Annotated in this window: 16 protein-coding genes, 2 tRNA genes and 1 pseudogene; 4 read left to right on the top strand and 15 right to left on the bottom strand. The window is 61.0% G+C overall.

The window, feature by feature from the left end; translation table 11 throughout:
• Window positions 1–406: 406 nt before the first annotated feature.
• From BMW74_RS11425 to rnr, 8 genes are all read right to left on the bottom strand, one after another.
• Complete coding sequence (locus BMW74_RS11425; protein WP_093419414.1) at window positions 407–2713, bottom strand: YgiQ family radical SAM protein; 2307 nt, start codon at window positions 2711–2713, stop codon at window positions 407–409.
• A 181-nt stretch (window positions 2714–2894) separates the two neighbouring features.
• Window positions 2895–4289 carry a replicative DNA helicase gene (gene dnaB / locus BMW74_RS11420; RefSeq protein WP_093418969.1) on the bottom strand — a complete coding sequence of 465 codons (1395 nt, stop codon included), beginning with the start codon at window positions 4287–4289 and terminating at the stop codon, window positions 2895–2897.
• Window positions 4290–4423: 134 nt separating this feature from the next.
• A complete protein-coding gene (gene rplI, locus BMW74_RS11415; RefSeq protein WP_027617542.1) occupies window positions 4424–4870 on the bottom strand; it encodes a 50S ribosomal protein L9 in 447 nt (148 codons plus the stop codon).
• Between the two features lie 19 nt (window positions 4871–4889).
• Complete coding sequence (locus BMW74_RS11410; RefSeq protein WP_093418966.1) at window positions 4890–5783, bottom strand: YybS family protein; 894 nt, start codon at window positions 5781–5783, stop codon at window positions 4890–4892.
• A 36-nt stretch (window positions 5784–5819) separates the two neighbouring features.
• A complete protein-coding gene (rpsR, locus tag BMW74_RS11405; RefSeq protein ID WP_003171373.1) occupies window positions 5820–6050 on the bottom strand; it encodes a 30S ribosomal protein S18 in 231 nt (76 codons plus the stop codon).
• A 28-nt stretch (window positions 6051–6078) separates the two neighbouring features.
• On the bottom strand, window positions 6079–6501 hold the full coding sequence (gene rpsF / locus BMW74_RS11400; RefSeq protein ID WP_003217491.1) for a 30S ribosomal protein S6: 423 nt from the start codon (window positions 6499–6501) through the stop codon (window positions 6079–6081).
• Between the two features lie 291 nt (window positions 6502–6792).
• Window positions 6793–7560, bottom strand: coding sequence for a 23S rRNA (guanosine(2251)-2'-O)-methyltransferase RlmB (gene rlmB / locus BMW74_RS11395; RefSeq protein ID WP_093418961.1), 768 nt, complete (start codon window positions 7558–7560; stop codon window positions 6793–6795).
• Complete coding sequence (rnr, locus tag BMW74_RS11390; protein ID WP_093418957.1) at window positions 7557–10187, bottom strand: ribonuclease R; 2631 nt, start codon at window positions 10185–10187, stop codon at window positions 7557–7559. Before rnr ends, rlmB begins: the two co-directional genes overlap by 4 nt.
• Before the next feature lie 225 nt (window positions 10188–10412).
• Between rnr and BMW74_RS11385 the strand changes: the two genes are divergently transcribed.
• From BMW74_RS11385 to BMW74_RS11370, 4 genes are all read left to right on the top strand, one after another.
• Window positions 10413–10499 (top strand) — tRNA-Leu (locus BMW74_RS11385).
• A 165-nt stretch (window positions 10500–10664) separates the two neighbouring features.
• Window positions 10665–10751, top strand: a tRNA-Leu gene (locus tag BMW74_RS11380).
• A gap of 192 nt (window positions 10752–10943) precedes the next feature.
• Window positions 10944–11954, top strand: coding sequence for an extracellular solute-binding protein (locus BMW74_RS11375; protein WP_093418953.1), 1011 nt, complete (start codon window positions 10944–10946; stop codon window positions 11952–11954).
• Window positions 11954–13519, top strand: coding sequence for an ABC transporter permease (locus tag BMW74_RS11370; RefSeq protein WP_093418949.1), 1566 nt, complete (start codon window positions 11954–11956; stop codon window positions 13517–13519). Before BMW74_RS11375 ends, BMW74_RS11370 begins: the two co-directional genes overlap by 1 nt.
• A 93-nt stretch (window positions 13520–13612) precedes the next feature.
• Here BMW74_RS11370 and BMW74_RS25710 read toward each other — a convergent pair whose 3' ends face one another.
• The 7 genes and pseudogenes from BMW74_RS25710 to hflX all read right to left on the bottom strand — a co-directional run bounded on the left by BMW74_RS25710 (window position 13613) and on the right by hflX (window position 21967).
• Entirely contained in the window at window positions 13613–14317 is a 705-nt protein-coding gene (locus BMW74_RS25710) for a methyl-accepting chemotaxis protein (RefSeq protein WP_371911750.1), read from the bottom strand.
• Window positions 14318–14518: 201 nt separating this feature from the next.
• A pseudogene (locus tag BMW74_RS25705) lies at window positions 14519–14572 on the bottom strand (hypothetical protein); the annotation flags it as partial.
• A gap of 1112 nt (window positions 14573–15684) precedes the next feature.
• Window positions 15685–16974, bottom strand: coding sequence for an adenylosuccinate synthase (locus BMW74_RS11360; RefSeq protein ID WP_093418940.1), 1290 nt, complete (start codon window positions 16972–16974; stop codon window positions 15685–15687).
• A gap of 54 nt (window positions 16975–17028) precedes the next feature.
• On the bottom strand, window positions 17029–18216 hold the full coding sequence (locus BMW74_RS11355; protein ID WP_093418935.1) for an ATP phosphoribosyltransferase regulatory subunit: 1188 nt from the start codon (window positions 18214–18216) through the stop codon (window positions 17029–17031).
• A gap of 317 nt (window positions 18217–18533) precedes the next feature.
• On the bottom strand, window positions 18534–19403 hold the full coding sequence (gene hflC / locus BMW74_RS11350) for a protease modulator HflC (protein ID WP_093418932.1): 870 nt from the start codon (window positions 19401–19403) through the stop codon (window positions 18534–18536).
• Window positions 19403–20569, bottom strand: a complete 1167-nt coding sequence (gene hflK, locus BMW74_RS11345; RefSeq protein WP_093418929.1) for an FtsH protease activity modulator HflK — start codon at window positions 20567–20569, stop codon at window positions 19403–19405. Before hflK ends, hflC begins: the two co-directional genes overlap by 1 nt.
• A 96-nt stretch (window positions 20570–20665) precedes the next feature.
• Window positions 20666–21967 carry a ribosome rescue GTPase HflX gene (hflX, locus tag BMW74_RS11340; RefSeq protein ID WP_093418925.1) on the bottom strand — a complete coding sequence of 434 codons (1302 nt, stop codon included), beginning with the start codon at window positions 21965–21967 and terminating at the stop codon, window positions 20666–20668.
• Window position 21968: the final 1 nt, after the last annotated feature.

Genomic DNA, 21968 nt, shown 5'->3' with positions numbered 1-21968 from the left:
GGCAAGCCGCTCTCGCTCCCACAGGGATGAATCCGTAGGAGCGAGGCTTGCCCGCGAACCGGCCAGTCCATTCAACATCCATGTCGTCAGGTTTACCGCCTTCGCGGGCAAGCCTCGCTCCTACAAGGCATTCGGGCCTGACACGGGATGTGTGTTCGCCGTGGACCCTGTGTGGAGCGGGCCTGCCCGCGAAGAGGCCGGCACAGTCAACATCAATGCCCGCTGACACCCCGCTTTCGCGAGCGGGCTCGCTCCCACAGGGAATTCGGGTCGGACACCGGATGTGTGTCACGCCGTCGATCAGGGTGGGGCTTGCCCGCGAGGGGCCAGTGACGCCCCCCCCCTTTTAGCCCTGAACGCAAAACGCCAACCCGAAGGTTGGCGTTCTGTTCAGCTCAGGCGAAGCCTAGCGCGGTACGACCGGCTTGCGGGTGGGCTTGGGGCCCTTGCCCTTGGCCGCATCCTTACGGTCCTTGGCGGCCTGCTGGTTGCGGGCGAATGCCGCCGCCTTGGCTTGCTCACGCTTGTCCCACGGATTACCGCCATCACTGGCACGCGGCGGCAAGCCGGTGTGCTGGGTGAGGATCTTGGTGGTTTTTTCCTGGGCCGCGACTTTATGGCTGCCGGCGGGCGTCGAGTTCTTGCGACGAGCGCTCTGGTAGCTGTCGGTGGCCGGCTGGTGCAGCGGGATCAACTGGTTCTTGCCCGGCCCGATCAGGTCGGCACGGCCCATGCGCGTCAACGCTTCTCGCAGCATTGGCCAGCCTTTCGGGTCGTGGTAGCGCAGGAACGCCTTGTGCAGGCGGCGTTGCTCTTCGCTCTTGACGATGGTGACGCCGTCGCTCTTGTAGGTGACCTTGCGCAGCGGGTTCTTGCCCGAGTGGTACATGGCCGTGGCGGTGGCCATTGGCGAGGGGTAGAACGCCTGCACCTGGTCGGCGCGGAAGCCATTGCCCTTGAGCCACAGGGCCAGGTTCATCATGTCTTCGTCGGTGGTGCCCGGGTGGGCGGCAATGAAGTACGGAATCAGGTACTGCTCTTTCCCGGCTTCCTTGGTGTACTTCTCGAACATGCGCTTGAACTTGTCATAGCTGCCAATGCCCGGCTTCATCATTTGGTTGAGCGGACCTTCCTCGGTGTGTTCCGGGGCGATCTTCAGGTAGCCACCGACGTGGTGGGTCACCAGTTCCTTGACGTACTCCGGCGACTCGACTGCCAGGTCGTAACGCAGGCCGGAGGCGATCAGGATCTTCTTCACACCCGGCAAGGCACGGGCACTGCGGTACAACTGGATCAGCGACGAGTGATCGGTGTTCAGGTTCGGGCAGATGCCAGGGAACACGCACGACGGCTTGCGGCACGCGGATTCGATTTCCGGGGTCTTGCAGGCGATACGGTACATGTTCGCGGTCGGGCCGCCGAGGTCGGAGATGACGCCGGTGAAGCCTGGCACCTTGTCGCGGATCTCTTCGATCTCGCGAATGATCGACTCTTCGGAGCGGTTCTGGATGATCCGGCCTTCGTGCTCGGTGATCGAGCAGAAGGTGCAGCCGCCGAAGCAGCCACGCATGATGTTCACCGAGAAACGGATCATGTCGTACGCCGGGATCTTCTCCTTGCCGTACACCGGGTGCGGGACCCGTGCGTAAGGCATGCCGAACACGTAGTCCATCTCTTCGGTGGTCATCGGAATCGGTGGCGGATTGAACCAGACATCGACCTCGCCGTGCTTCTGGACCAAGGCCCGGGCGTTACCGGGGTTGGTTTCCAGGTGCAGCACGCGGTTGGCGTGGGCGTAGAGCACCGCATCACCGCGAACCTTCTCCACCGATGGCAGGCGGATCACGGTCTTGTCGCGGGTCATCCTGGGGCTGGCCAGCAGTTGCACGACCTTGGCTTCGTTCGGGTCTTCGACCGGGCCTTTTTCTTGCTCGATGGCGCAGGCCTGGGTGTCCTGGGTGTTGACGTACGGGTTGATGATCTTGTCGACCTTGCCCGGACGGTCGATGCGCGTGGAATCGACTTCGAACCAGCCCTGGGGCGTGTCACGGCGAATGAACGCGGTACCGCGCACGTCGGTGATGTCTTCGATCTTGTGCCCGTAGGACAGGCGCTGCGCCACCTCGACAATGGCCCGCTCGGCGTTGCCGTACAGCAGGATATCGGCGCAGGCGTCGATCAGGATCGAGTTGCGCACCCGGTCCTGCCAGTAGTCGTAGTGGGCGATGCGGCGCAGGGACGCTTCGATGCCACCGAGGACAATCGGCACGTTCTTGTAGGCTTCCTTACAGCGCTGGCTGTACACCAGGCTCGCGCGATCCGGACGTTTGCCCGCCATGCCACCGGGGGTGTAGGCGTCATCGGAACGGATCTTCTTGTCGGCGGTGTAGCGGTTGATCATCGAGTCCATGTTGCCGGCCGCGACGCCGAAGAACAGGTTCGGCTCGCCGAGCTTCATGAAGTCGTCTTTGGACTGCCAGTTCGGCTGGGCAATGATCCCGACGCGAAAGCCCTGGGACTCCAGCAGCCGGCCGATGATTGCCATGCCGAACGATGGGTGATCGACATAGGCATCACCGGTGACGATGATGATGTCGCATGAATCCCAGCCGAGCTGATCCATCTCCTCCCTGCTCATGGGCAGGAATGGCGCTGGCCCGTAACATTCGGCCCAGTACTTTGGATAGTCAAATAACGGCTTGGCTGCTTGCATCATGTCGATAACCGGTGTTGGCTTTCATGGAATTTCGCGGGCGCGGAATATAGCACAAATTTTGACCAATTCCGACTGCAATGGTCGGAAATGAGCGGATCCCCATTCGCGGGCAAGCCTCGCCCCTACAGGTCTCACATTATCTGTAGGTGCGAGGCTTGCCCGCGAAGAGGCCGGACGCTTACTCGTCGTCGAAGTTATAGCTACCCGGCGCCAGGTTTTCAAAGCGGGTGTACTTACCGATGAACGCCAGCCGCGTCGTGCCGATGGGCCCGTTACGCTGCTTGCCGATGATGATCTCGGCGATGCCCTTGTGCTCGGTTTCGGGGTGATACACCTCGTCCCGATACACGAACATGATCACGTCGGCGTCCTGCTCGATCGCTCCGGATTCACGCAAGTCGGAGTTGATCGGGCGTTTGTTCGGACGTTGCTCCAGGGATCGGTTGAGCTGCGACAGCGCGACCACCGGGCAATTGAACTCCTTGGCCAAGGCTTTCAGGGATCGGGAGATCTCGGAAATCTCGTTGGTCCGGTTATCGCCACCCGAACCCGGGATCTGCATCAACTGCAGGTAGTCGATCATGATCAGGCCGACTTCGCCGTGCTCACGCACCAGGCGACGGGTCCGGGCACGCATCTCCGAGGGGCTGATGCCGGCGGTGTCATCGATGAACAACTTGCGGTCGTTGAGCAGGTTGACCGCCGAGGTCAGGCGCGGCCAGTCATCGTCTTCCAGGCGACCGGCACGGACCTTGGTCTGGTCGATCCGGCCGAGCGACGACAGCATACGCATGATCAGAGATTCACCTGGCATCTCCAGCGAGTAAACCAGTACGGCCTTCTCGCTGCGCAGCACGGCGTTCTCCACCAGGTTCATGGCGAAGGTGGTCTTACCCATCGACGGACGACCGGCGACGATGATCAGGTCCGACGGCTGCAGGCCACTGGTCATGCCATCGAGGTCGGTATAGCCGGTGGACAGGCCGGTGATGGCGTTGTCGGTGTTGAACAGGGTGTCGATGCGGTCGATGGCCTTGGTCAACAGCTCGTTGACGCCCACCGGGCCGCCGGTTTTCGGCCGTGCCTCGGCAATCTGGAAGATCTGCCGCTCGGCTTCGTCGAGGATCTCTTCGGCGGAGCGACCTTCAGGGTTGAACGCACTGTCGGCAATCTCGGTGGCGATGCCGATCAGTTGGCGCAAGGTCGCGCGCTGGCGAACGATCTGCGCATAGGCCTTGATGTTGGCCACCGACGGCGTGTTCTTCGCCAACTCGCCGAGATAGCCCAGGCCACCCACCTGCGAGGTCTGGCCTTCCTTGTCCAATTGCTCGGCCAGGGTCACCACGTCGATTGGCGAGTTCTGGTCGGCCAGCTTGGCGATGGCCCGGAAGATCAGGCGATGGTCATGACGATAGAAGTCACCGTCCGACACCTGATCGAGCACGCGCTCCCAGGCGTTGTTGTCCAGCATCAAACCACCGAGCACAGCCTGTTCGGCCTCGATGGAATGGGGCGGCACTTTCAGCGCGGCGGTTTGCAGGTCGTATTGCTCAGGAGCGGAGATATCGTTCATGGCCACTTGGGTTCTTTAAAAAGCAGGGTTTGTAGAATTCAGGAACCGCAGAAAGACAAAGGGCACGACCTGTAAACAGGATCGTGCCCGATGTTACCGACAAGCACCCGAGGGTGCCAGCCGACAAGTGCTGCTTAAGCTGCTACCACGACAACGCGTACGGTGGCTTCAACTTCAGCGTGCAGGTGCACGGCTACGTCGAATTCACCTACGTTGCGGATGGTGCCGTTCGGCAGACGAACTTCGCTTTTTGCCACTTCAACGCCAGAGGCGGTCAGTGCATCAGCGATGTCGTGAGTACCGATCGAACCGAACAGCTTGCCTTCGTCACCGGCGGTGGCAGTGATAGTCACTTCCAGCTCAGCCAGTTGGGCAGCGCGGCTTTCAGCCGAAGCTTTTTTGTCTGCTGCGGCTTTTTCCAGCTCAGCGCGACGCTCTTCGAACGCAGCCAGGTTGGCAGCGGTCGCAGCGGTCGCTTTGCCGTAAGGCAGCAGGTAGTTACGACCGTAACCGGCCTTAACGTTCACTTTGTCGCCCAGGTTGCCCAGGTTGGCGACTTTTTCCAGAAGGATCAGTTGCATGTGAAAATCCTCTTAACTTTTAACCTTCACCGTTCGCGCTATCGACGTCTTTCGGCGTCAAACGACCGCGAAAATCAATCAGGCTGTCGACAATGGCCAAGACCACCAGCAACGGATAGATCAGCTGCATGAACAGCAACAGCGTTACGTACAACCCCACCAGCCAAAACTTGGCCAGTCGCTTTTCAGCCACCAGCCCATGAATCAGGGCCAGCCCGGCGAACACCAGCGGTACGCTGCACAACGGCGTCAACATGGCCATCTGGGCGCCGAAGTTCGGTCCCAGAAGCATGCACGCCAGCAGCAACATCGCTGGCCCCAGCGGGATTCGGATGGCGCGAAACTCGCGACCAAAACCACCGGGGTTGTACAACAACGCCTGCCAGTAGCGCCCGACAATCAGGCTCAGCACACTGACGATTTGCAACAAGGCCGCTATCAGGCCAGTCAGGACCGGGGCAATCAGGGCGGCGAGACGCGCTCGCTCCTCTACCGACAATTGCTGGTAGAGGTCACCAAGGGCCAGCGGCAGGATCTTTACCAGTTCCTGGGACAGCACCTCGATGTGAGGGCGGTAAACCGCACCCAACACCACTGAAAACACCACGCCTATCGCTACGCTGGCAAGCAGCGTGCGACTCCAGGATTCACTGGCGCGTAAAACCAACGCCAGTGCCGAGGACCCCAACAGCACCATGAGTGCGCGTGGATCTTCGGAATACAGCCACCAGATCAAGGCCGGCAATACCCCCAGAGCAAGGACGCCCAAGGCATCCTTGAATCCGCGCCGCAGCAGCACAAGGCTCCCCGCGGCAGCACCCAACCAATACAACAACGGCAATGCCGCGCATCCAGCCACTACGAGAGTGGCCTGCATACGGCCGCGCATGATGAACTCAGCTATGGCACGCATACATTCAATCCTTTGCTACGTGTCGACTGCCCGGTCTCAGCGGCCGTGGCTGTCGGTGTAGGCCAGCAGGGCCAGGAAGCGGGCGCGCTTGATAGCGGTGGCCAGCTGACGCTGATAACGAGCTTTGGTACCGGTGATGCGGCTTGGAACGATTTTGCCGGTCTCGGATACATAAGCTTTCAGGGTATTGAGATCTTTGTAATCGATCTCCTTAACCTCTTCAGCGGTGAAGCGGCAGAATTTACGACGACGGAAGAAACGTGCCATTTGATAGGCTCCTTAAAAGGTCCGTGGATTACTCGTCAGCGTTATCGCTGTTGTCGCTGTCATCACTATCAGCGCTTTCAGCGCCTTCGTGCTCAGGACGGTCGCGACGCTCACGGCGCTCACTGCGGTTTTCTTCAGCCTTGAGCATCTCGGATTGGCCGGTAACGGCTTCTTCGCGACGGATGACCAGGTTACGGATCACTGCATCGTTGTAGCGGAAGTTGTCTTCCAGCTCGGCCAGGGCCTTGCCAGTGCACTCAACGTTCAGCATCACGTAGTGAGCCTTGTGAACATTGTTGATTGCGTAGGCCAGTTGACGACGGCCCCAATCTTCCAGACGGTGGATTTTGCCGCCGTCTTCTTCGATCAGCTTGGTGTAACGCTCTACCATGCCGCCGACTTGCTCGCTTTGATCCGGGTGGACCAAAAAGATGATTTCGTAATGACGCATGAATGCTCCTTACGGGTTGTAGCCTGCCGCTCAAAAGCGGTCAGACAAGGAGTGAATGACACTTATGGACTTGCTGGCGAAAGACACATGTGTGCCTGCCGTCACAGCAAGGGGCGCAATTGTAGAGAAGGGCCGGGAGCGGCGCAAGGTAATTGGTGATTATTTGAGCAATCGCCACACCACAAACGACTGTGGGAGCGAACCTGCTCGCGAAGGCGTCGTGCCGGTCGACATCACTGCCGACCGACCGCCTTCGCGAACACATTCGCTCCCACAGGGGTTACAACCGGCTCAGGACTTCTTGGCAGAAGCCTTGGCCTTGACGCTACGCTGGCGCTGGGCCTCGAACAGGCACACGCCAGTGGCGACGGACACATTGAGGCTGCTGACGCTACCGACCATCGGCAGGTGCACCAGGTAGTCGCAAAGATCGCGAGTCAGGCGGCGCATGCCACTGCCTTCGGCACCCATGATCAGGATGGTCGGCCCGGTCATGTCCTGGTCATAAATATTGACCTCGGCCTCGCCTGCCGTACCCACGACCCACAGCCCGCGCTGCTTGAGCTTTTCCAGGGTGCGGGCCAGGTTGGTCACCGCCACCAGCGGAATCACTTCCGCCGCGCCGCAGGCTACTTTTCGCACGGTCGGGGTCAGGGTCGCTGACTTGTCCTTGGGCACGATCACTGCCAGCGCACCGGCCGCATCGGCCGAACGCAGGCAAGCGCCAAGGTTGTGCGGGTCGGTCACGCCGTCGAGCACCAGCAACAGTGGCGCGCCTTCGGTGCGATCCAGCAACTCGTCGAGCATCGCCTCGCCCCAGACCTGGCTCGGACTGACGTCCGCCACCACGCCCTGGTGCACGCCCTCAACCCAGGCATCCAGCTCACGGCGCTCGGCATTGCCGACGGCCACACGATTTTCGTTGGCCAGATCAATCAGCGTCTGTACCCGCGGATCACTGCGCCCTTCGGCCAGCCAGATCTGCTTGACGCGCTTGGGGTGGTGACGCAGCAACGCTTCTACGGCATGCACGCCATAGATTTTTTCCAACTGACTCATGACTTGGCCTTAGGTTTACGCGCCCCACCACTTCTGGCTGGGGCCGAGCCCGCTTTGGGCGGGCCTTTACGATGTTTACTCGGTTTGGCTGGCTTGCCGCCGGAGGCCGTTTCAGGCGCCGACCGCCCGGTCTTTCCCCCAGACGCCGCTTTACCACCGCTTTTCGCTTCGGCCAGCAACGCCTGCTTCAGTTCACGACTCTTGCGCACTTCGGCGTTTTTCGCCGCTGCATCGCTAGGACGATAGGCTTCGACCGCCTTTTCCTTCGCCGGACCACGACGACCGGATTTGGCCGAAGCAGGCTCGGCAGCTGTCTTGGCAGCAGGCGCCGATGTTTGCGTGTCGCGCTTCTTGCGGCCAATCGGCGCGCTGATGGTTTTCTCGGCCATCTCGAAGTCGATCTTGCGCTCGTCCAGGTCAACCCGCATTACGCGCACTTCAACCGTGTCGCCCAGGCGGAAGCTGCGACCGGTCCGCTCGCCCGCCAGGCGATGGTGCACAGGGTCGAAGTGGTAGTAATCGCCCGGCAAGGCGGTCACATGGACCAAGCCTTCGACGTAGATGTCCGTCAACTCGACGAACAGGCCAAAACCGGTCACCGCAGTAATCACACCCGGGAACGATTCGCCTACGCGGTCCTTCATGAACTCGCACTTGAGCCAGTTCACGACGTCACGCGTGGCTTCGTCGGCACGGCGCTCGCTCATCGAGCACTGCTCGCCGAGTTGCTCCAGCGCCGCTTCGTCGTACGGATAGATACGCGCTTTCGGGATGGCCATCGCACCAGCCCGCTTGACGTGCGGGGTCTCGCGCTTGGAGTGGATGACGCTGCGAATCGCCCGGTGCGTGAGCAGGTCCGGGTAGCGGCGAATCGGTGAGGTGAAGTGGGTATAAGCTTCGTAGTTCAGGCCGAAGTGGCCCTGGTTGTCAGCGCTATACACCGCCTGGCTCAACGAGCGCAGCATGACGGTCTGGATCAGGTGGAAATCCGGACGATCCTTGATCCCGGCCAGCAATGCCTGGTAGTCCTTGGGCGACGGGCCATCCTTGCCTTTGTGCAGGGACAGGCCGAGTTCGCCAAGGAAGGCGCGCAGTTTTTCCAGGCGCTCCGGTGGCGGACCATCGTGGACGCGGTACAGCGCCGGGATTTCGTGCTTCTTCAGGAACTCAGCCGTGGCCACGTTGGCCGCCAGCATGCATTCCTCGATCAACTTGTGGGCATCGTTACGCACTGTCGGCCGAATTTCGGCGATCTTGCGCTCGGAGCCGAAGATGATCCGGGTTTCCTGGGTTTCGAAGTCAATCGCGCCACGGACATGACGAGCCGCCAACAACACCTTGTACAACGAGTAGAGCTGCTTGAGGTGTGGCAGAACCTCGCTGTACTCGCCACGAAGCTGACGCCCCTCGGTGAGTTTCGGGGTTTCCAGCATCGCGCTGACCTTGTTGTAGGTCAGGCGGGCGTGGGAATGGATCACCGCTTCGTAGAAGCAGTAGTCGGTCATCTCGCCCGACTTGGAGATGGTCATCTCGCAGACCATGGCCAGGCGATCGACATGCGGGTTCAGCGAGCACAGGCCGTTGGACAGCTGCTCAGGCAGCATCGGGATCACGCGCTCGGGGAAGTACACCGAGTTGCCGCGAACCTGGGACTCGTCGTCCAGCGCCGAACCAATCTTCACGTAGCTGGAAACGTCGGCAATTGCCACGTACAACTTCCAGCCACCGGAGAACAGGCGCAGCTTGCCTGGCTTGGATTCGCAATAGACCGCGTCATCGAAGTCGCGCGCGTCTTCGCCGTCGATGGTGACGAACGGCAGGTGACGCAGATCGATGCGTTTCTCTTTGTCTTTATCTTCGACTTCCGGCTTGAGCTTGGCAGCTTCTTTGAGCACCGCTTCAGGCCAAACGTGGGGAATGTCGTAGGTACGCAGGGCGATATCGATCTCCATGCCCGGCGCCATGTAGTTGCCCACCACCTCGACCACATCGCCTTGCGGCTGGAATCGCGGTGTTGGCCAGTGCGTGATCTTCACTTCGACGAACTGACCGATCTTGGCGTTGGCGTTGCGGCCCGGGGTGACCAGCACTTCCTGCTGGATCTTCGGGTTGTCGGCAACAACGAAGCCAATACCGCCTTCTTCGAAGTAGCGACCAACGATGGTCTCGTGGGCACGGGACACCACTTCGACGATCACGCCTTCACGACGACCACGACGATCCAGGCCGGAAACCCGCGCCAGCGCACGGTCGCCATCGAACACCAGGCGCATTTGCGCCGGGCTCATGAACAGGTCGGCGCTGCCATCGTCCGGCACCAGGAAGCCGAAGCCATCACGGTGACCGCTGATGCGGCCCAGGATCAGGTCGAGCTTGTCGACCGGCGCGTAGGTACCGCGACGGGTGTAAATCAGTTGAGCGTCGCGCTCCATGGCGCGCAGGCGGCGGCGCAGGGCTTCGACCTGGTCTTCTGTGGTCAGACCAAACTCTTCGACCAGTTGCTCGCGGGCAGCAGGCGAACCACGATCAGCGAGGTGCTGAAGGATCAGTTCGCGGCTAGGAATAGGGTTTTCATATTTTTCCGCTTCACGAGCGGCCTCGGGATCGAGGGACTGCCAATCGGCCATTAGAGAGTTTTCACCTTGTCTATATGCGGGTTAGTTTGGCATAGGCGTAATGAAACGGGAAATTTCAGGTAGCCAATGCCCCTAAATGCCCTTTCCAGCCCTATTAAAGATGCCGCTCGGCACCACTCGCGAAATTTTCCAGGTTTTTTTGATACCAGGGGTTTACAGTTAAAAAGACGCTCCGTATAGTGCGCGCCATCGACGACGCACAACGTTGCCGATGTTGCCCAGATGGTGAAATTGGTAGACACGCCAGCTTCAGGTGCTGGTGACCGCAAGGTCGTGGAAGTTCGAGTCTTCTTCTGGGCACCAATTCAGAGCTTGAGATTAGTACAATTTCAGGACTCACACAAAAACCCGCGAAAGCGGGTTTTTGCATTCTAAGCGTTTGATTTATTAAAACTAAATCAGGGGTTTACAGATCAAAAGACGATCCGTATAGTGCGCCACATCAACAGCGGCAACGTTGCTGATACTGCCCAGATGGTGAAATTGGTAGACACGCCAGCTTCAGGTGCTGGTGACCGCAAGGTCGTGGAAGTTCGAGTCTTCTTCTGGGCACCAATTAAAACTCAAGGTCTTGGCCTTGAGTCTCACAAAAACCCGCGAAAGCGGGTTTTTGTGTTTCTGCCCGTTAAAAACCTATGGACTCACCCCTCTAGCAAACTCCGAACTACCTCGCAAGGCGCACTTGAGAAACAATATCGTTTATCATTGTTGCAAGATTTTGCAATGCGACCGTGAGGAACCCCGTCAATGATGTTTCGAAATACCCTGCGCCGTGGCCTGACCTTCACCCTGCTTGGCCTGGCACTTGCCACGCCGCTCACCCACGCGGCCGACGCCGTGTCCCTGACGCTCTACAACGGTCAGCACAAGGAAGTCGGCGATGCGGTCGCCAAAGCGTTCGAAGCCAAGACCGGAATTCGCGTCAACGTGCGCAAAGGCAGCAGCAACCAGCTTGCCAGCCAAATCGTCGAAGAAGGCGAGCGCTCCCCTGCCGACGTGATCTACACCGAAGAATCCCCGCCCCTGAACAAACTGGGCGAACAAGGCCTGCTGGCCAAGACCGATGACGCGACCCTCGCCGTACTGCCCAAGGAATACGTAGCCGGCAACGGCACCTGGATCGGCGTCACCGCCCGGGTTCGCGTCGTGGCCTACAACCCAAAGCTGGTCGATGAGAAAGACCTGCCCACGTCAGTGATGGACTTCGCCGACCCCACATGGCAAGGCAAGGTCGGCTTCGTCCCCACCAGCGGCGCCTTCCAGGAACAAGCCGTGGCAATCATCAAAGTCCACGGCCGGGACGCCGCCGAGGAATGGCTGACCGGCCTGCGCGCCTTCGGCAAGACCTACAGCAACAACATGGTCGCCCTCAAAGCCGTGGAGAACGGCGAAGTCGCCACCGTGCTGGTCAACAACTACTACTGGTTCGCCCTGCAGCGGGAAAAGGGCCAGCTTGATTCCAAGCTCTATTACTTCACCGGCGGCGACGTCGGCGGCCTGATTACCGTGTCCAGTGCCGCCGTGCTCAAATCCAGCAAGCACCCAAAAGAAGCCCAGCAATTGCTCGCCTACATGGCCAGCGAAGAAGGCCAGCGCCTGATCACCCAGACCACCGCCGAGTACCCACTGCACACAGGCATGGCGTCGAATCGCGGGCTCAAGCCGTTCAGCGAGCTGCAGGCGCCAAACGTGACGCCGGCCGACCTTGGCAACGCCGAAGAAGCACTGGAGCTGGAACGTGAAGTTGGCCTGAACTGATGAACGCCACCCTGCCCGCCACTGCCTCATCGGCAGGCTACGTCCCGGGGCGCAAACGGCCATCGATCTGGCTGCTATTGCCGGTGCTGTTGCTGGTCGGTCTGAGCGTATTGCCCCTGCTCTACGTGGGACTCAAGGCCTGGCAGGCAGGCTGGGCCGAAGCCGTGCATTTGTTGTGGCGGCCCTACGTATTCGGCCTGCTGCGCAATACCCTGCTACTGATGTTCGGGGTCACGGCCGCCTGCGCGGTGATCGGCCTGTCGCTGGCCTGGTTGCTGGAACGCAGCAACCTGCCCGGCCGGCGCTTGTGGGGCGTGATCCTGTGCCTGCCGTTCGCCGTCCCGGCGTTTGTCAGCAGCTTCACCTGGGTATCCCTTAGCGCCAGTTTCGAAGGCCTGGGCGGGGCGATCCTGGTGATGACCCTGTCCAAATACCCGCTGGTGTTCCTGCCGGTGGCCGCGACGCTGCGCAACCTTGATCCCTCCCTGGAGGAATCGGCCCGCACCCTGGGGCTAAACCGTTGGGGCGTGTTCTTCAAGATCACCCTGCCCTTGCTCTGGCCCTCGCTGCTGGCCGGCGCCCTGTTGATTGCCTTGCACATGCTGGTGGAGTTCGGCGCACTGTCGATCATCGGCCTGCAAACCTTCACCACTGCGATCTATCAACAGTTCGAGCTGGAGTTCAGTAACGCCAACGCCGCCATGCTCTCGGCCGTGCTGCTGGCGCTGTGCCTGATGCTGCTGTGGCTTGAGTTACGCGTGCGCGGCAAAGGCCGCCACGTCCGCATCGGCCAGGGCGCCGCCCGCCGGGCGGAACAGGTCCGGCTGGGCGCCTGGGCCGGCCTAGGCCAGCTTTATTGCCTGGCGCTGGCGATCATCGGCAGCGGCATTCCCCTGGGGATGCTGGCGTACTGGCTGGCGGTCGGCTCCTCGGCAGCCTTTCCGGTGGCCGCAATCAGCGAAGCCCTGCTGTCTTCGCTGGCGTTGTCCCTGGGCGGCGCGGCGCTGTGCCTGGTGCTGGCGGTACCGGTCGGCCTGCTGGTGGTGCGCTACAAGGGCCGCCTGGCGCTGTGGGCCGAACGCCTGCCGTACTTGCTGCATGCTCTGCCTGGATTGGTGATTGCGCTGACCCTGGTGTATTTCGCCCTGCACTATGTGCCCGTGCTGTACCAGACCTCGGGACTGCTGCTGATCGCCTATGCGCTGCTGTTCCTGCCACTGGCCCAGGCGCCGATTCGCACCGCACTGAACAAGGCCGCACCGCAACTGGAGGAGGCCGCCCGCACCCTTGGTGCCTCGTCATTCAGCGCCTTTGTGCGAGTGACACTGCCGATCATCTTCCCGGCGTTGGGCGCCGCCTTTGCCCTGGTGTTCCTGGATGCGATGAAGGAGCTGACGGCGACCTTGCTGCTCAGCCCGACCGGGCTCAACACCCTGGCAACCGAGGTGTGGGCGCATACCGCGAATGTCGAGTTCGCAGCAGCGGCGCCCTATGCGGCGTTGTTGATTCTGGTGTCGGGGTTGCCGGTGTATCTGCTGACCACCCGGATGTACCTGAGTCGCTGAAGCTGTTCGCGGGCAAGCCTCGCTCCTACGCGTAATACACGCCCCTGCGGGAGCGAGACCGGCTTGCCGGCGAAGCGGCCTACCCAGGCGACATCAAGCCCTGAACTGCCCCAGGCTCGCCTTCAACTGCGCCGCCAACCCATCCAGCACCTTGCCACTGGCCGTGGTCTGCACCACGGCTTGCGCGGCTTTCTCAGCCTGCGCATGAATGGTCTCCACCCGCCCACGCACCGCCTGCGCCCCCTTGGCCTGATGCGCTGCAGCCTGAGTCGCCAGGCCGATTGCCGCATGCACCTGCTCGACCGACGACTGCACCGACTGCTGCAGGCGCGCACTGTCGCGCAACACCAGCAACCCCTCGCTGGCCTGGCGTCCCGCCTGGCCAATCACGGACACCGCTTCGCGGGCGCCCTGCTGCAAGGCACCGATATGAGCCTGGATGTCACCGGTCGAGCGCTGGGTCTTGCTCGCCAGCGCTCGCACTTCGTCAGCCACCACGGCAAAGCCACGCCCGGTTTCACCAGCTCGCGCGGCCTCGATGGCGGCGTTCAGGGCCAGCAGGTTGGTTTGCTCAGCAATCCCGTGGATCACCTCCAACACCACTTCAATCTGCTCGCTCTGTTGCGCCAGGCGCTCAATGACCTTGGCCCCGGTCGCAACCTGGCCAGCCAACGCCTCGATCAAGTTACCGACCTGGGCCGAGGTGCGGGTGTTTTCATCGGTGGCCTGGCGAATATCCACGACCTGCTGCAACGCTGCCTGCATCGCCTGGCTCTCGGCCTGGGCCTCATCAGCCATCTGCGACAACGCTTGCAGGCTCTGCGCCACCTCATCACGCTGGGACGCCGCAGCCGCATCGGCACCCGCATTACGCTGGGTCATGGCGCCGATTTCCACGCCGGTGCGCTGGGCCACATCCCCGGCCTCACGAACGATGGGCTGCAACTTATCCACAAAGCGATTGACGGCCGATGCCATATCGCCGATCTCGTCATTGCTGTTGATCTGCACGCGCTTGGTCAAGTCGCCCTCGCCCGCGGCCAGATCGTCCATGGCCACGATCAACAGCTTCAAGCGCGTCACCACCCGCCGCCCAAGCACCACCGCTAGCAGCAGCAACACCCCACAGCCCACCAGGGCCAACGCCAGGCCAATTCTCCAGCGCAAGGTAGCGGCAGCCTCCTGCACGGTGCTGGCGGTATTGGCCTTCATTTCACCGGCCGTGGACTGGGCCGACTGCAGGCGCGAGCGCATGGCGGTCGAGCTGTCCGCTGCCGCCCCCTTGAGGCTGTCGCCCACCAATTGGTCGCTGCTGGCGATCAACCCTGAGAAGCGCTTGTCGAGCGCCAGCAAGTCCGCTTCGACCGACGCCGTGGAGACGCCCATCAGGACTTTGCCGATTTCCACGCCATTGGGGTTGATCGAGGCCTCGACGTAATACACCGACGGGTCGTTCTTCGCCGCATCCAGTACCTTGTCCAGCGCCCGCTCGCCCTGGCCCTTTTCCAGCAGGGCCCGGTTGATCGGGTTTTCCCGGTTCAGGTAGCGGGTCAGGTGCTGTCCAGTGGCATCGTCATACACCACGAACAACACGCTGGGATTGCGCTGGGCACGCCGGGCGAACTCGGACAAGGCCGGAACGTCGTTATCCCACATGGCACGCGGCGCGACGGACGCCAGGAGCTGTGCCATGTCACCGGCCGAATCCTTGAGGTTTTTTTCCAGGGCCTCACGCAGTTGCGCCTGCTCTTCCTCAAGCCGCGAGGACAAACCGGCCGTCAAGCGCTGGCGAGTACTGGTCGACAGGCTATCGAGGCTGGAGGTGACTTCGCGCTCGGCCTGCTCCAGTTCGCTGGAGAGTTTCTGGCTGTCGACACCCAGGCGAACGCCCAGATCCGCCTCCAATGCCGTCACCGTGCTTCGTGTCAGGGCAACCGCCACGAGCACTTGCACCAAAAGGGCGATACCAAGGGTAACGAACACCGGCCGCAGTAAACGACTTTGTAACAGTGAAAGAACGGCTGACACTGTAAATCCCTCTACTTTGACGCCATTAAATTGATGGCACTCTAGAAGCAGAATCCACAGCAAGGGTCGTGCCGTTCAGCAGGCAGAAACGACAAAGGGCCCTATCAAGGGCCCTTCGTTTTTACATCAACAGCGGGTTAAGCGAACGGGTGACGCAACACGATGGTTTCGTTGCGGTCCGGACCGGTCGAGATAATGTCGATCGGTGCACCGATCAACTCCTCAACGCGCTTGATGTAGGCACGGGCGTTAGCCGGCAGCTCTTCCAGGGTTTTGGCACCCACGGTCGACTCGCTCCAACCCGGCACTTCTTCGTACACAGGCTGCAGGCCCACGTAGCTGTCCGCGTCAGTCGGGGCGATGTCATTGCCTTCCGCATCTTTGTAGCCGATGCAGATGTTGATGGTTTCCAGGCCGTCGAGTACGTCCAGCTTGGTCAGGCAGATGCCCGAGATGCTGTTCACATCGATAGCGCGACGCAGGATAACCGCGTCGAACCAACCACAACGGCGAGCACGGCCGGTCGTCGCGCCGAACTCGTGACCTTGCTTGGCCAGGTGCGCGCCGACGTCGTCGAACAGCTCAGTCGGGAACGGGCCCGAACCAACACGCGTGGTGTAGGCCTTGGTGATGCCCAGGATGTAGTCCAGGAACATCGGACCAACGCCCGAACCGGTCGCCACGCCACCGGCGGTGGTGTTGGAGCTGGTCACGTACGGGTAGGTGCCGTGGTCGATGTCCAGCAACGAACCCTGGGCGCCTTCGAACATGATGTCCTTGCCCGCGCGACGCAGGTCGTGCAGCTCGGCAGTCACGTCCAGCATCAGCGGCTTGAGCAGCTCAGCGTATTCCTTGCACTCGGCCAGGGTCTTGTCGAAGTCGATGGCCGGCTCTTTGTAGTAACCCACCAGCATGAAGTTGTGGTAATCCACCAGCTCACGCAGCTTGTCTTCAAAGCGCGGCATGTTGAGCAGGTCGCCAACACGCAGTCCACGACGCGCAACCTTGTCTTCGTAGGCCGGGCCGATGCCGCGACCGGTGGTACCGATCTTCAGCTCGCCACGGGCCTTTTCACGGGCCTGGTCCAGCGCCACGTGGAAGGACAGGATCAGCGGGCAGGACGGGCTGATACGCAGGCGCTCGCGCACCGGTACGCCTTTTTCTTCCAGCTTGATGATCTCGCGCAACAGGGCATCGGGTGCAACCACCACGCCGTTGCCGATCAGGCACTGCACGCCTTCGCGCAGCACGCCCGACGGGATCAGGTGCAAGACGGTTTTCTCGCCATCGATCACCAGCGTGTGGCCAGCGTTGTGGCCACCTTGGTAGCGCACTACGGCAGCGGCATGTTCGGTCAGCAGATCAACGATCTTGCCTTTGCCCTCATCACCCCATTGGGTGCCCAGGACTACGACATTCTTACCCATAACACTTGTCCTCATTCGCGCAAACTTGGTGCCGGCAGCGGCCGGCAGGAAAACTCAAGAAGCCAGCGGCAATACTTGCCAAAGCCCGTTCTGCTGAATCAATTGCCGGTCGCAGTCCGCATCACGGGCGGCGGCCAATGGTTGCCCAGGCAATGCCTGGACGACACGCTGACCCTCACTGCGCAACTGGCAAACCTGCTGCCAGAGTGCCGCATCCGTACTGTCAGGCATCCAGATACCGCCAGACGGTAGCTCGATCTCAGCACGCCCCAGGGTCACCAGGGTTTTCAAATCGGTGGAGAAGCCAGTCGCCGGACGGGCGCGACCGAAGTCGGCGCCGATATCGTCATAGCGACCGCCCTGGGCGATGGACTGGCCAACGCCCGGTACAAACACCGCGAACACCACGCCGGTGTGGTAGTGATAGCCGCGCAACTCGCCCAGGTCGAAGTACAGCGGCAGCTGCGGGAAACGCACCGACAGACGCTCGGCAATCGCCAGCAAGTCGTCCAGCGCCGCCAACACCGGCGCCGGCGCATTGGCCAGGCGAACACGGGCAGCAGTCAGCACTTCGCGACCGCCACACAGGTCGACCAACGCCCGCAACATGCCCGACAACTCGGCAGGCAAGCCTTCGGTCAAGGTAATGACTTCGTCTATGGCCTTGCGCTGCAGGGCGTCGAACAACTGCTGCTCGACCTCACCGGACAACCCGGCGGCGCGCGCCAAGCCACGGTAGATGCCTACATGACCGAGGTCCATGTGCACATCCGGCACATCCGCCAGTTGCAGCATAGCCAGCATCAGGCTAATCACTTCGACATCGCTGCTCGGGCTGGCGTCGCCGTACAACTCGGCACCCAACTGGATCGGGCTGCGTGAGGACGACAAGGCCCGCGGCTGCGCATGCAGCACGCTGCCGGCGTAGCACAGGCGGCTCGGACCTTCGCGACGCAGGGTATGCGCGTCGATGCGCGCCACTTGCGGCGTGATGTCGGCACGGAACCCCATCTGCCGGCCCGTTTGCGGGTCGATCACCTTGAAGGTGCGCAGATCCAGGTCCTGGCCCGCGCCGGTCAGCAGGGATTCCAGGTACTCGATATGGGGAGTCACGACAAACTCGTAACCCCAGCTCTGGAACAGATCCAACACCTGACGGCGCGCCACTTCAATGCGCGCCGCCTCTGGTGGCAGTACTTCTTCGATGCCATCTGGCAGCAGCCAGCGGTCTACCGTTGCCATTACGCCATTCCCCTATGATCCGGGCGACCAACCGTCTAGCCGGCCTTGAGTGAAGCAGAAAATGTCTGACTCATACGCATAAGTCGCGCCCAAGAGCGACGCGGCGATTGGCCTGATTCCGGCCTCGCCAAACATTTCCCTCGAAAAACCTGTCGAGTCGTTCAACCCGATATCTTGCATCAGCCCGCGCAATCAAACGTGCAGACGCAAAAAAGCCGGGAATTTCCCGGCTGCCGCATCATACACACGTTTTCCCAAAGGATCACCCCGCCAGAGGTTTTAGCTGCCAGGCGGGGGTCCCAGGGATCAGTGTTGGATCAAGGCTTGGACTTTTCCAGGTAACGGAAGAAGTCGCTGCTTGGGTCTAGGACCAATACGTCGGATTTGTTCGCGAAGCTTTCACGGTAGGCACGCAGGCTACGGTAGAACCCGTAGAACTCCTGGTCTTGACCGTAGGCCTTGGCATAGATCGCTGCGGCCTGGGCATCACCATCACCGCGAACCTCTTCAGATTCACGATAGGCTTCAGCCAACAGCACGCGGCGCTGACGATCGGCATCGGCACGAATGCCTTCTGCCAGCTCGTTACCCTTGGCGCGGTGCTCACGAGCCTCACGCTCACGCTCGGTGCTCATCCGCTCGAACACGCTGCGGTTCACTTCCTTCGGCAAGTCGATGGCCTTGACCCGGACATCGACCACTTCGATGCCCAGCTCTTTTTCTGCCATCGCGTTCAGCGACGCGGTGATATCCGCCATCAACGCATCACGCTCACCGGAAACCACCTCGTGCAGGGTGCGCTTACCAAACTGGTCACGCAGGCCCGATTCCAGACGACGTGCAAGACGCTCGTCAGCAATCTGCTTGAGGCCGGAGGTTGCGGTGTAGAAGCGCTCGGCATCTTTCACGCGCCACTTGGCGAAGGCATCGACCATCACGGCTTTCTTTTCCAGCGTCAGGAAGCGCTGTGTCGGTGCATCCAACGTCATCAGGCGTGCGTCGAACTTACGCACCTGGTTAACGTAAGGCACTTTCACATGCAGGCCTGGCTGAACATCTGCCTGAACCACACGACCGAATTGCAGCAACACCGCACGCTCGGTCTGAGCCACGATGTAGAAGCAGTTCCAGCCAACCAGTACGACAACGACGCCAACAATCAGGGCGATCAGCGATTTATTGCTCATCAGCGGGTCTCCCTTGTGCGCGTTTGCGGCTGATCAGTGACGTGCGGCGCAGTGTCCGTGTTGTTACCGGATGCAGCCGAGCTGGTGACCGGCGCATTGCTGCCCGAACTGTTCTGGATCATCTTGTCCAGCGGCAAGTACAGCAGATTGCTCTGGCCGTTCTTGTTGCCGGTCACGAGAACCTTGCTGGTGTTGCTGAAGACTTCCTGCATGGTGTCCAGGTACAGGCGCTGACGGGTAACTTCAGGTGCCTTGCGGTACTCGGCCACCAGCTTGGTGAAGCGGTCTGCCTCACCCTTGGCACGCGAGACGGTTTCGTCACGGTAGCCGTTGGCGTCTTCAATGATGCGCTGGGCCTGACCACGCGCTTCCGGCACGACGCCGTTGGCGTAGGTTTCAGCCTGGTTGCGCGAGCGCTGCTCGTCTTCACGGGCACGGATCACGTCATCGAAGGCTTCCTGGACTTCACGCGGTGCGGCTGCGTTCTGTACGTTGACCTGGGTAACGGTGATACCGGTGCGATAGGTGTCGAGGAAGCGTTGCAGGCGTTCCTTGATTTCGCTGGCCATCAATTCACGGCCTTCGGTCAGCACCTGGTCCATGGCGGTAGAACCCACCACATGGCGCAGGGCACTGTCGGTCGCTTGTTGCAGGCTGACTTCCGGCTGGTCGACGTTCAGTACGAAGTCCTGCAGGTTGCTGATCTTGTACTGCACGGTCAGCGGCACTTCGACGATGTTCTCGTCTTCAGTCAGCATCTGGCCCTGCTTGGTGTACGCACGCTCACGCGTGACGTTTTCCATGTACTTCTTGTCGATCGGCGGGAAGTAGATGTTCAGACCCGGGCCAACGGTTTCGTAGTACTTGCCGAAGCGCAGCACCACGGCTTGCTCCTGCTCGTCGACCACATAGACCGCGCTGTACAGCCAAACGGCCGCCAGCACGACGAGGCCGATGCCGAGCAGGCCATAACCGCCGCCCTTGCTCGAACTACCGCCATCGTCACCACGTTTCTTACCACCACCGAACAACCCATTCAGGCTTTCCTGCAGCTTTCGGAAGGCCTCGTCGAGATCCGGTGGCCCCTTGCGGTCGCCATTATTGCGGCGTTTACCACCCCAAGGATCCTGATTATTCGAGTTGCCACCCGGCTCATTCCAAGCCATAGCGCTCTCCATCTGATAAAGCAAAGACGCACCCACGGCGCGCCGACCAATGCTACAGAATGCCTGTCATAGCGGCACAACCGCTTTTTCAGGCTTTTATTGCAAAGTGTGTTGCTCGATGAATTCCAGCGGTTGCATTCCTTCGCGACTCACCAGCCGATTGAGTTCGACCCGTGGCAAACGAACGGCAAGCAGACTGGTGCCTTCTTCGTCGTGTTCTTCTTTCTGTACGGCGCCCAACTCGAAGAACTGAGCCCGCAGTCGAGCAAAACGCTGTGGCAAGCGCAAGGTGCCGACAAACAAATCGTCACCGAGCAATTCCGCGATTGCCTGCTTGAGCAGGTCCAGCCCCTGGCCATCACGGGCCGACAACCAGACCCGCTGCGGCTTGCCATCGGCATCGCGCTGGATCTGCGGCTCAACACCCTCAAGCAAATCGAGTTTGTTGTATACCTCCAGGATCGGCAAGTCTTGCGCGCCAATCTCACCGAGCACCACCATGACCTGTTCGATCTGGGCCATGCGCTCCGGCTCATGGGCGTCAATCACATGCAGCAGCAGGTCGGAGTTGCTCGACTCTTCGAGCGTAGCCCGAAATGCCTCGACCAGCTTGTGCGGCAAGTGACGAATGAAGCCTACGGTATCGGCCAGGACGATGGGGCCCAGGTCATCGAGTTCGAGCCGGCGCAAGGTCGGGTCGAGGGTGGCGAACAACTGGTCAGCGGCATACACGTCAGACTCGGTCACCGCGTTGAACAGTGTCGATTTGCCGGCGTTGGTATAGCCCACCAGGGAAACCGTCGGGATATCGGCCCGCTTGCGTCCGCGACGAGACTGCTCGCGCTGGCTGCGGACTTTCTCCAGTCGCCCCTTGATCTGCCGCAGGCGAACCCGCAGGAGACGCCGGTCGGTTTCCAACTGGGTTTCACCCGGACCGCGCAGGCCAATACCGCCTTTCTGGCGCTCAAGGTGAGTCCAGCCGCGTACCAGCCGCGTACTCATGTGCTCAAGCTGGGCCAGTTCGACCTGGAGCTTGCCTTCATGGGTGCGGGCGCGTTGGGCAAAGATATCGAGGATCAGGCCGGTACGGTCAATCACGCGGCACTCGAACGCACGCTCGAGATTGCGTTCCTGACTGGGCGTGAGGATGTGATTGAAAATCACCAGATCAGCCTGCTCGGCTTTGACTTGGTCGCGTAACTCTTCGACCTTGCCGCTGCCAATCAGGTATTTGGCGGTTGGCCGATGACGCGGCACGTTAATAAACGCGACGGTCTCGGCGCCGGCCGACATTGCCAACTCCTGAAACTCCTGCGGATCTTCGCGCGCCTCAGGGTCCTGACCATCCAAGTGAACGAGAATGGCTCGTTCCCCACCACCGTGGCGCTCAAAGAACAAA

This window comes from Pseudomonas sp. ok272 (assembly GCF_900109995.1).
Taxonomy (GTDB): Bacteria; Pseudomonadota; Gammaproteobacteria; order Pseudomonadales; family Pseudomonadaceae; genus Aquipseudomonas.
Note: the sequence above shows the minus strand (reverse complement) of the source record. Positions and strands in the feature narration are given on the sequence as shown.

Coding starts and splice junctions, on each gene's coding strand:
- rpsR (WP_003171373.1), bottom strand. CDS start 6,050: ATGGCACGTTTCTTCCGTCGTCGTAAATTCTGCCGCTTCACCGCTGAA.
- BMW74_RS25710 (WP_371911750.1), bottom strand. CDS start 14,317: ATGGCTGATGAGGCCCAGGCCGAGAGCCAGGCGATGCAGGCAGCGTTG.
- hflK (WP_093418929.1), bottom strand. CDS start 20,569: ATGGCTTGGAATGAGCCGGGTGGCAACTCGAATAATCAGGATCCTTGG.
- BMW74_RS11360 (WP_093418940.1), bottom strand. CDS start 16,974: ATGGGTAAGAATGTCGTAGTCCTGGGCACCCAATGGGGTGATGAGGGC.
- BMW74_RS11375 (WP_093418953.1), top strand. CDS start 10,944: ATGATGTTTCGAAATACCCTGCGCCGTGGCCTGACCTTCACCCTGCTT.
- rnr (WP_093418957.1), bottom strand. CDS start 10,187: ATGGCCGATTGGCAGTCCCTCGATCCCGAGGCCGCTCGTGAAGCGGAA.
- dnaB (WP_093418969.1), bottom strand. CDS start 4,289: ATGAACGATATCTCCGCTCCTGAGCAATACGACCTGCAAACCGCCGCG.
- BMW74_RS11370 (WP_093418949.1), top strand. CDS start 11,954: ATGAACGCCACCCTGCCCGCCACTGCCTCATCGGCAGGCTACGTCCCG.
- BMW74_RS11355 (WP_093418935.1), bottom strand. CDS start 18,216: ATGGCAACGGTAGACCGCTGGCTGCTGCCAGATGGCATCGAAGAAGTA.
- BMW74_RS11410 (WP_093418966.1), bottom strand. CDS start 5,783: ATGCGTGCCATAGCTGAGTTCATCATGCGCGGCCGTATGCAGGCCACT.
- BMW74_RS11425 (WP_093419414.1), bottom strand. CDS start 2,713: ATGCAAGCAGCCAAGCCGTTATTTGACTATCCAAAGTACTGGGCCGAA.
- rplI (WP_027617542.1), bottom strand. CDS start 4,870: ATGCAACTGATCCTTCTGGAAAAAGTCGCCAACCTGGGCAACCTGGGC.
- hflC (WP_093418932.1), bottom strand. CDS start 19,403: ATGAGCAATAAATCGCTGATCGCCCTGATTGTTGGCGTCGTTGTCGTA.
- rpsF (WP_003217491.1), bottom strand. CDS start 6,501: ATGCGTCATTACGAAATCATCTTTTTGGTCCACCCGGATCAAAGCGAG.
- rlmB (WP_093418961.1), bottom strand. CDS start 7,560: ATGAGTCAGTTGGAAAAAATCTATGGCGTGCATGCCGTAGAAGCGTTG.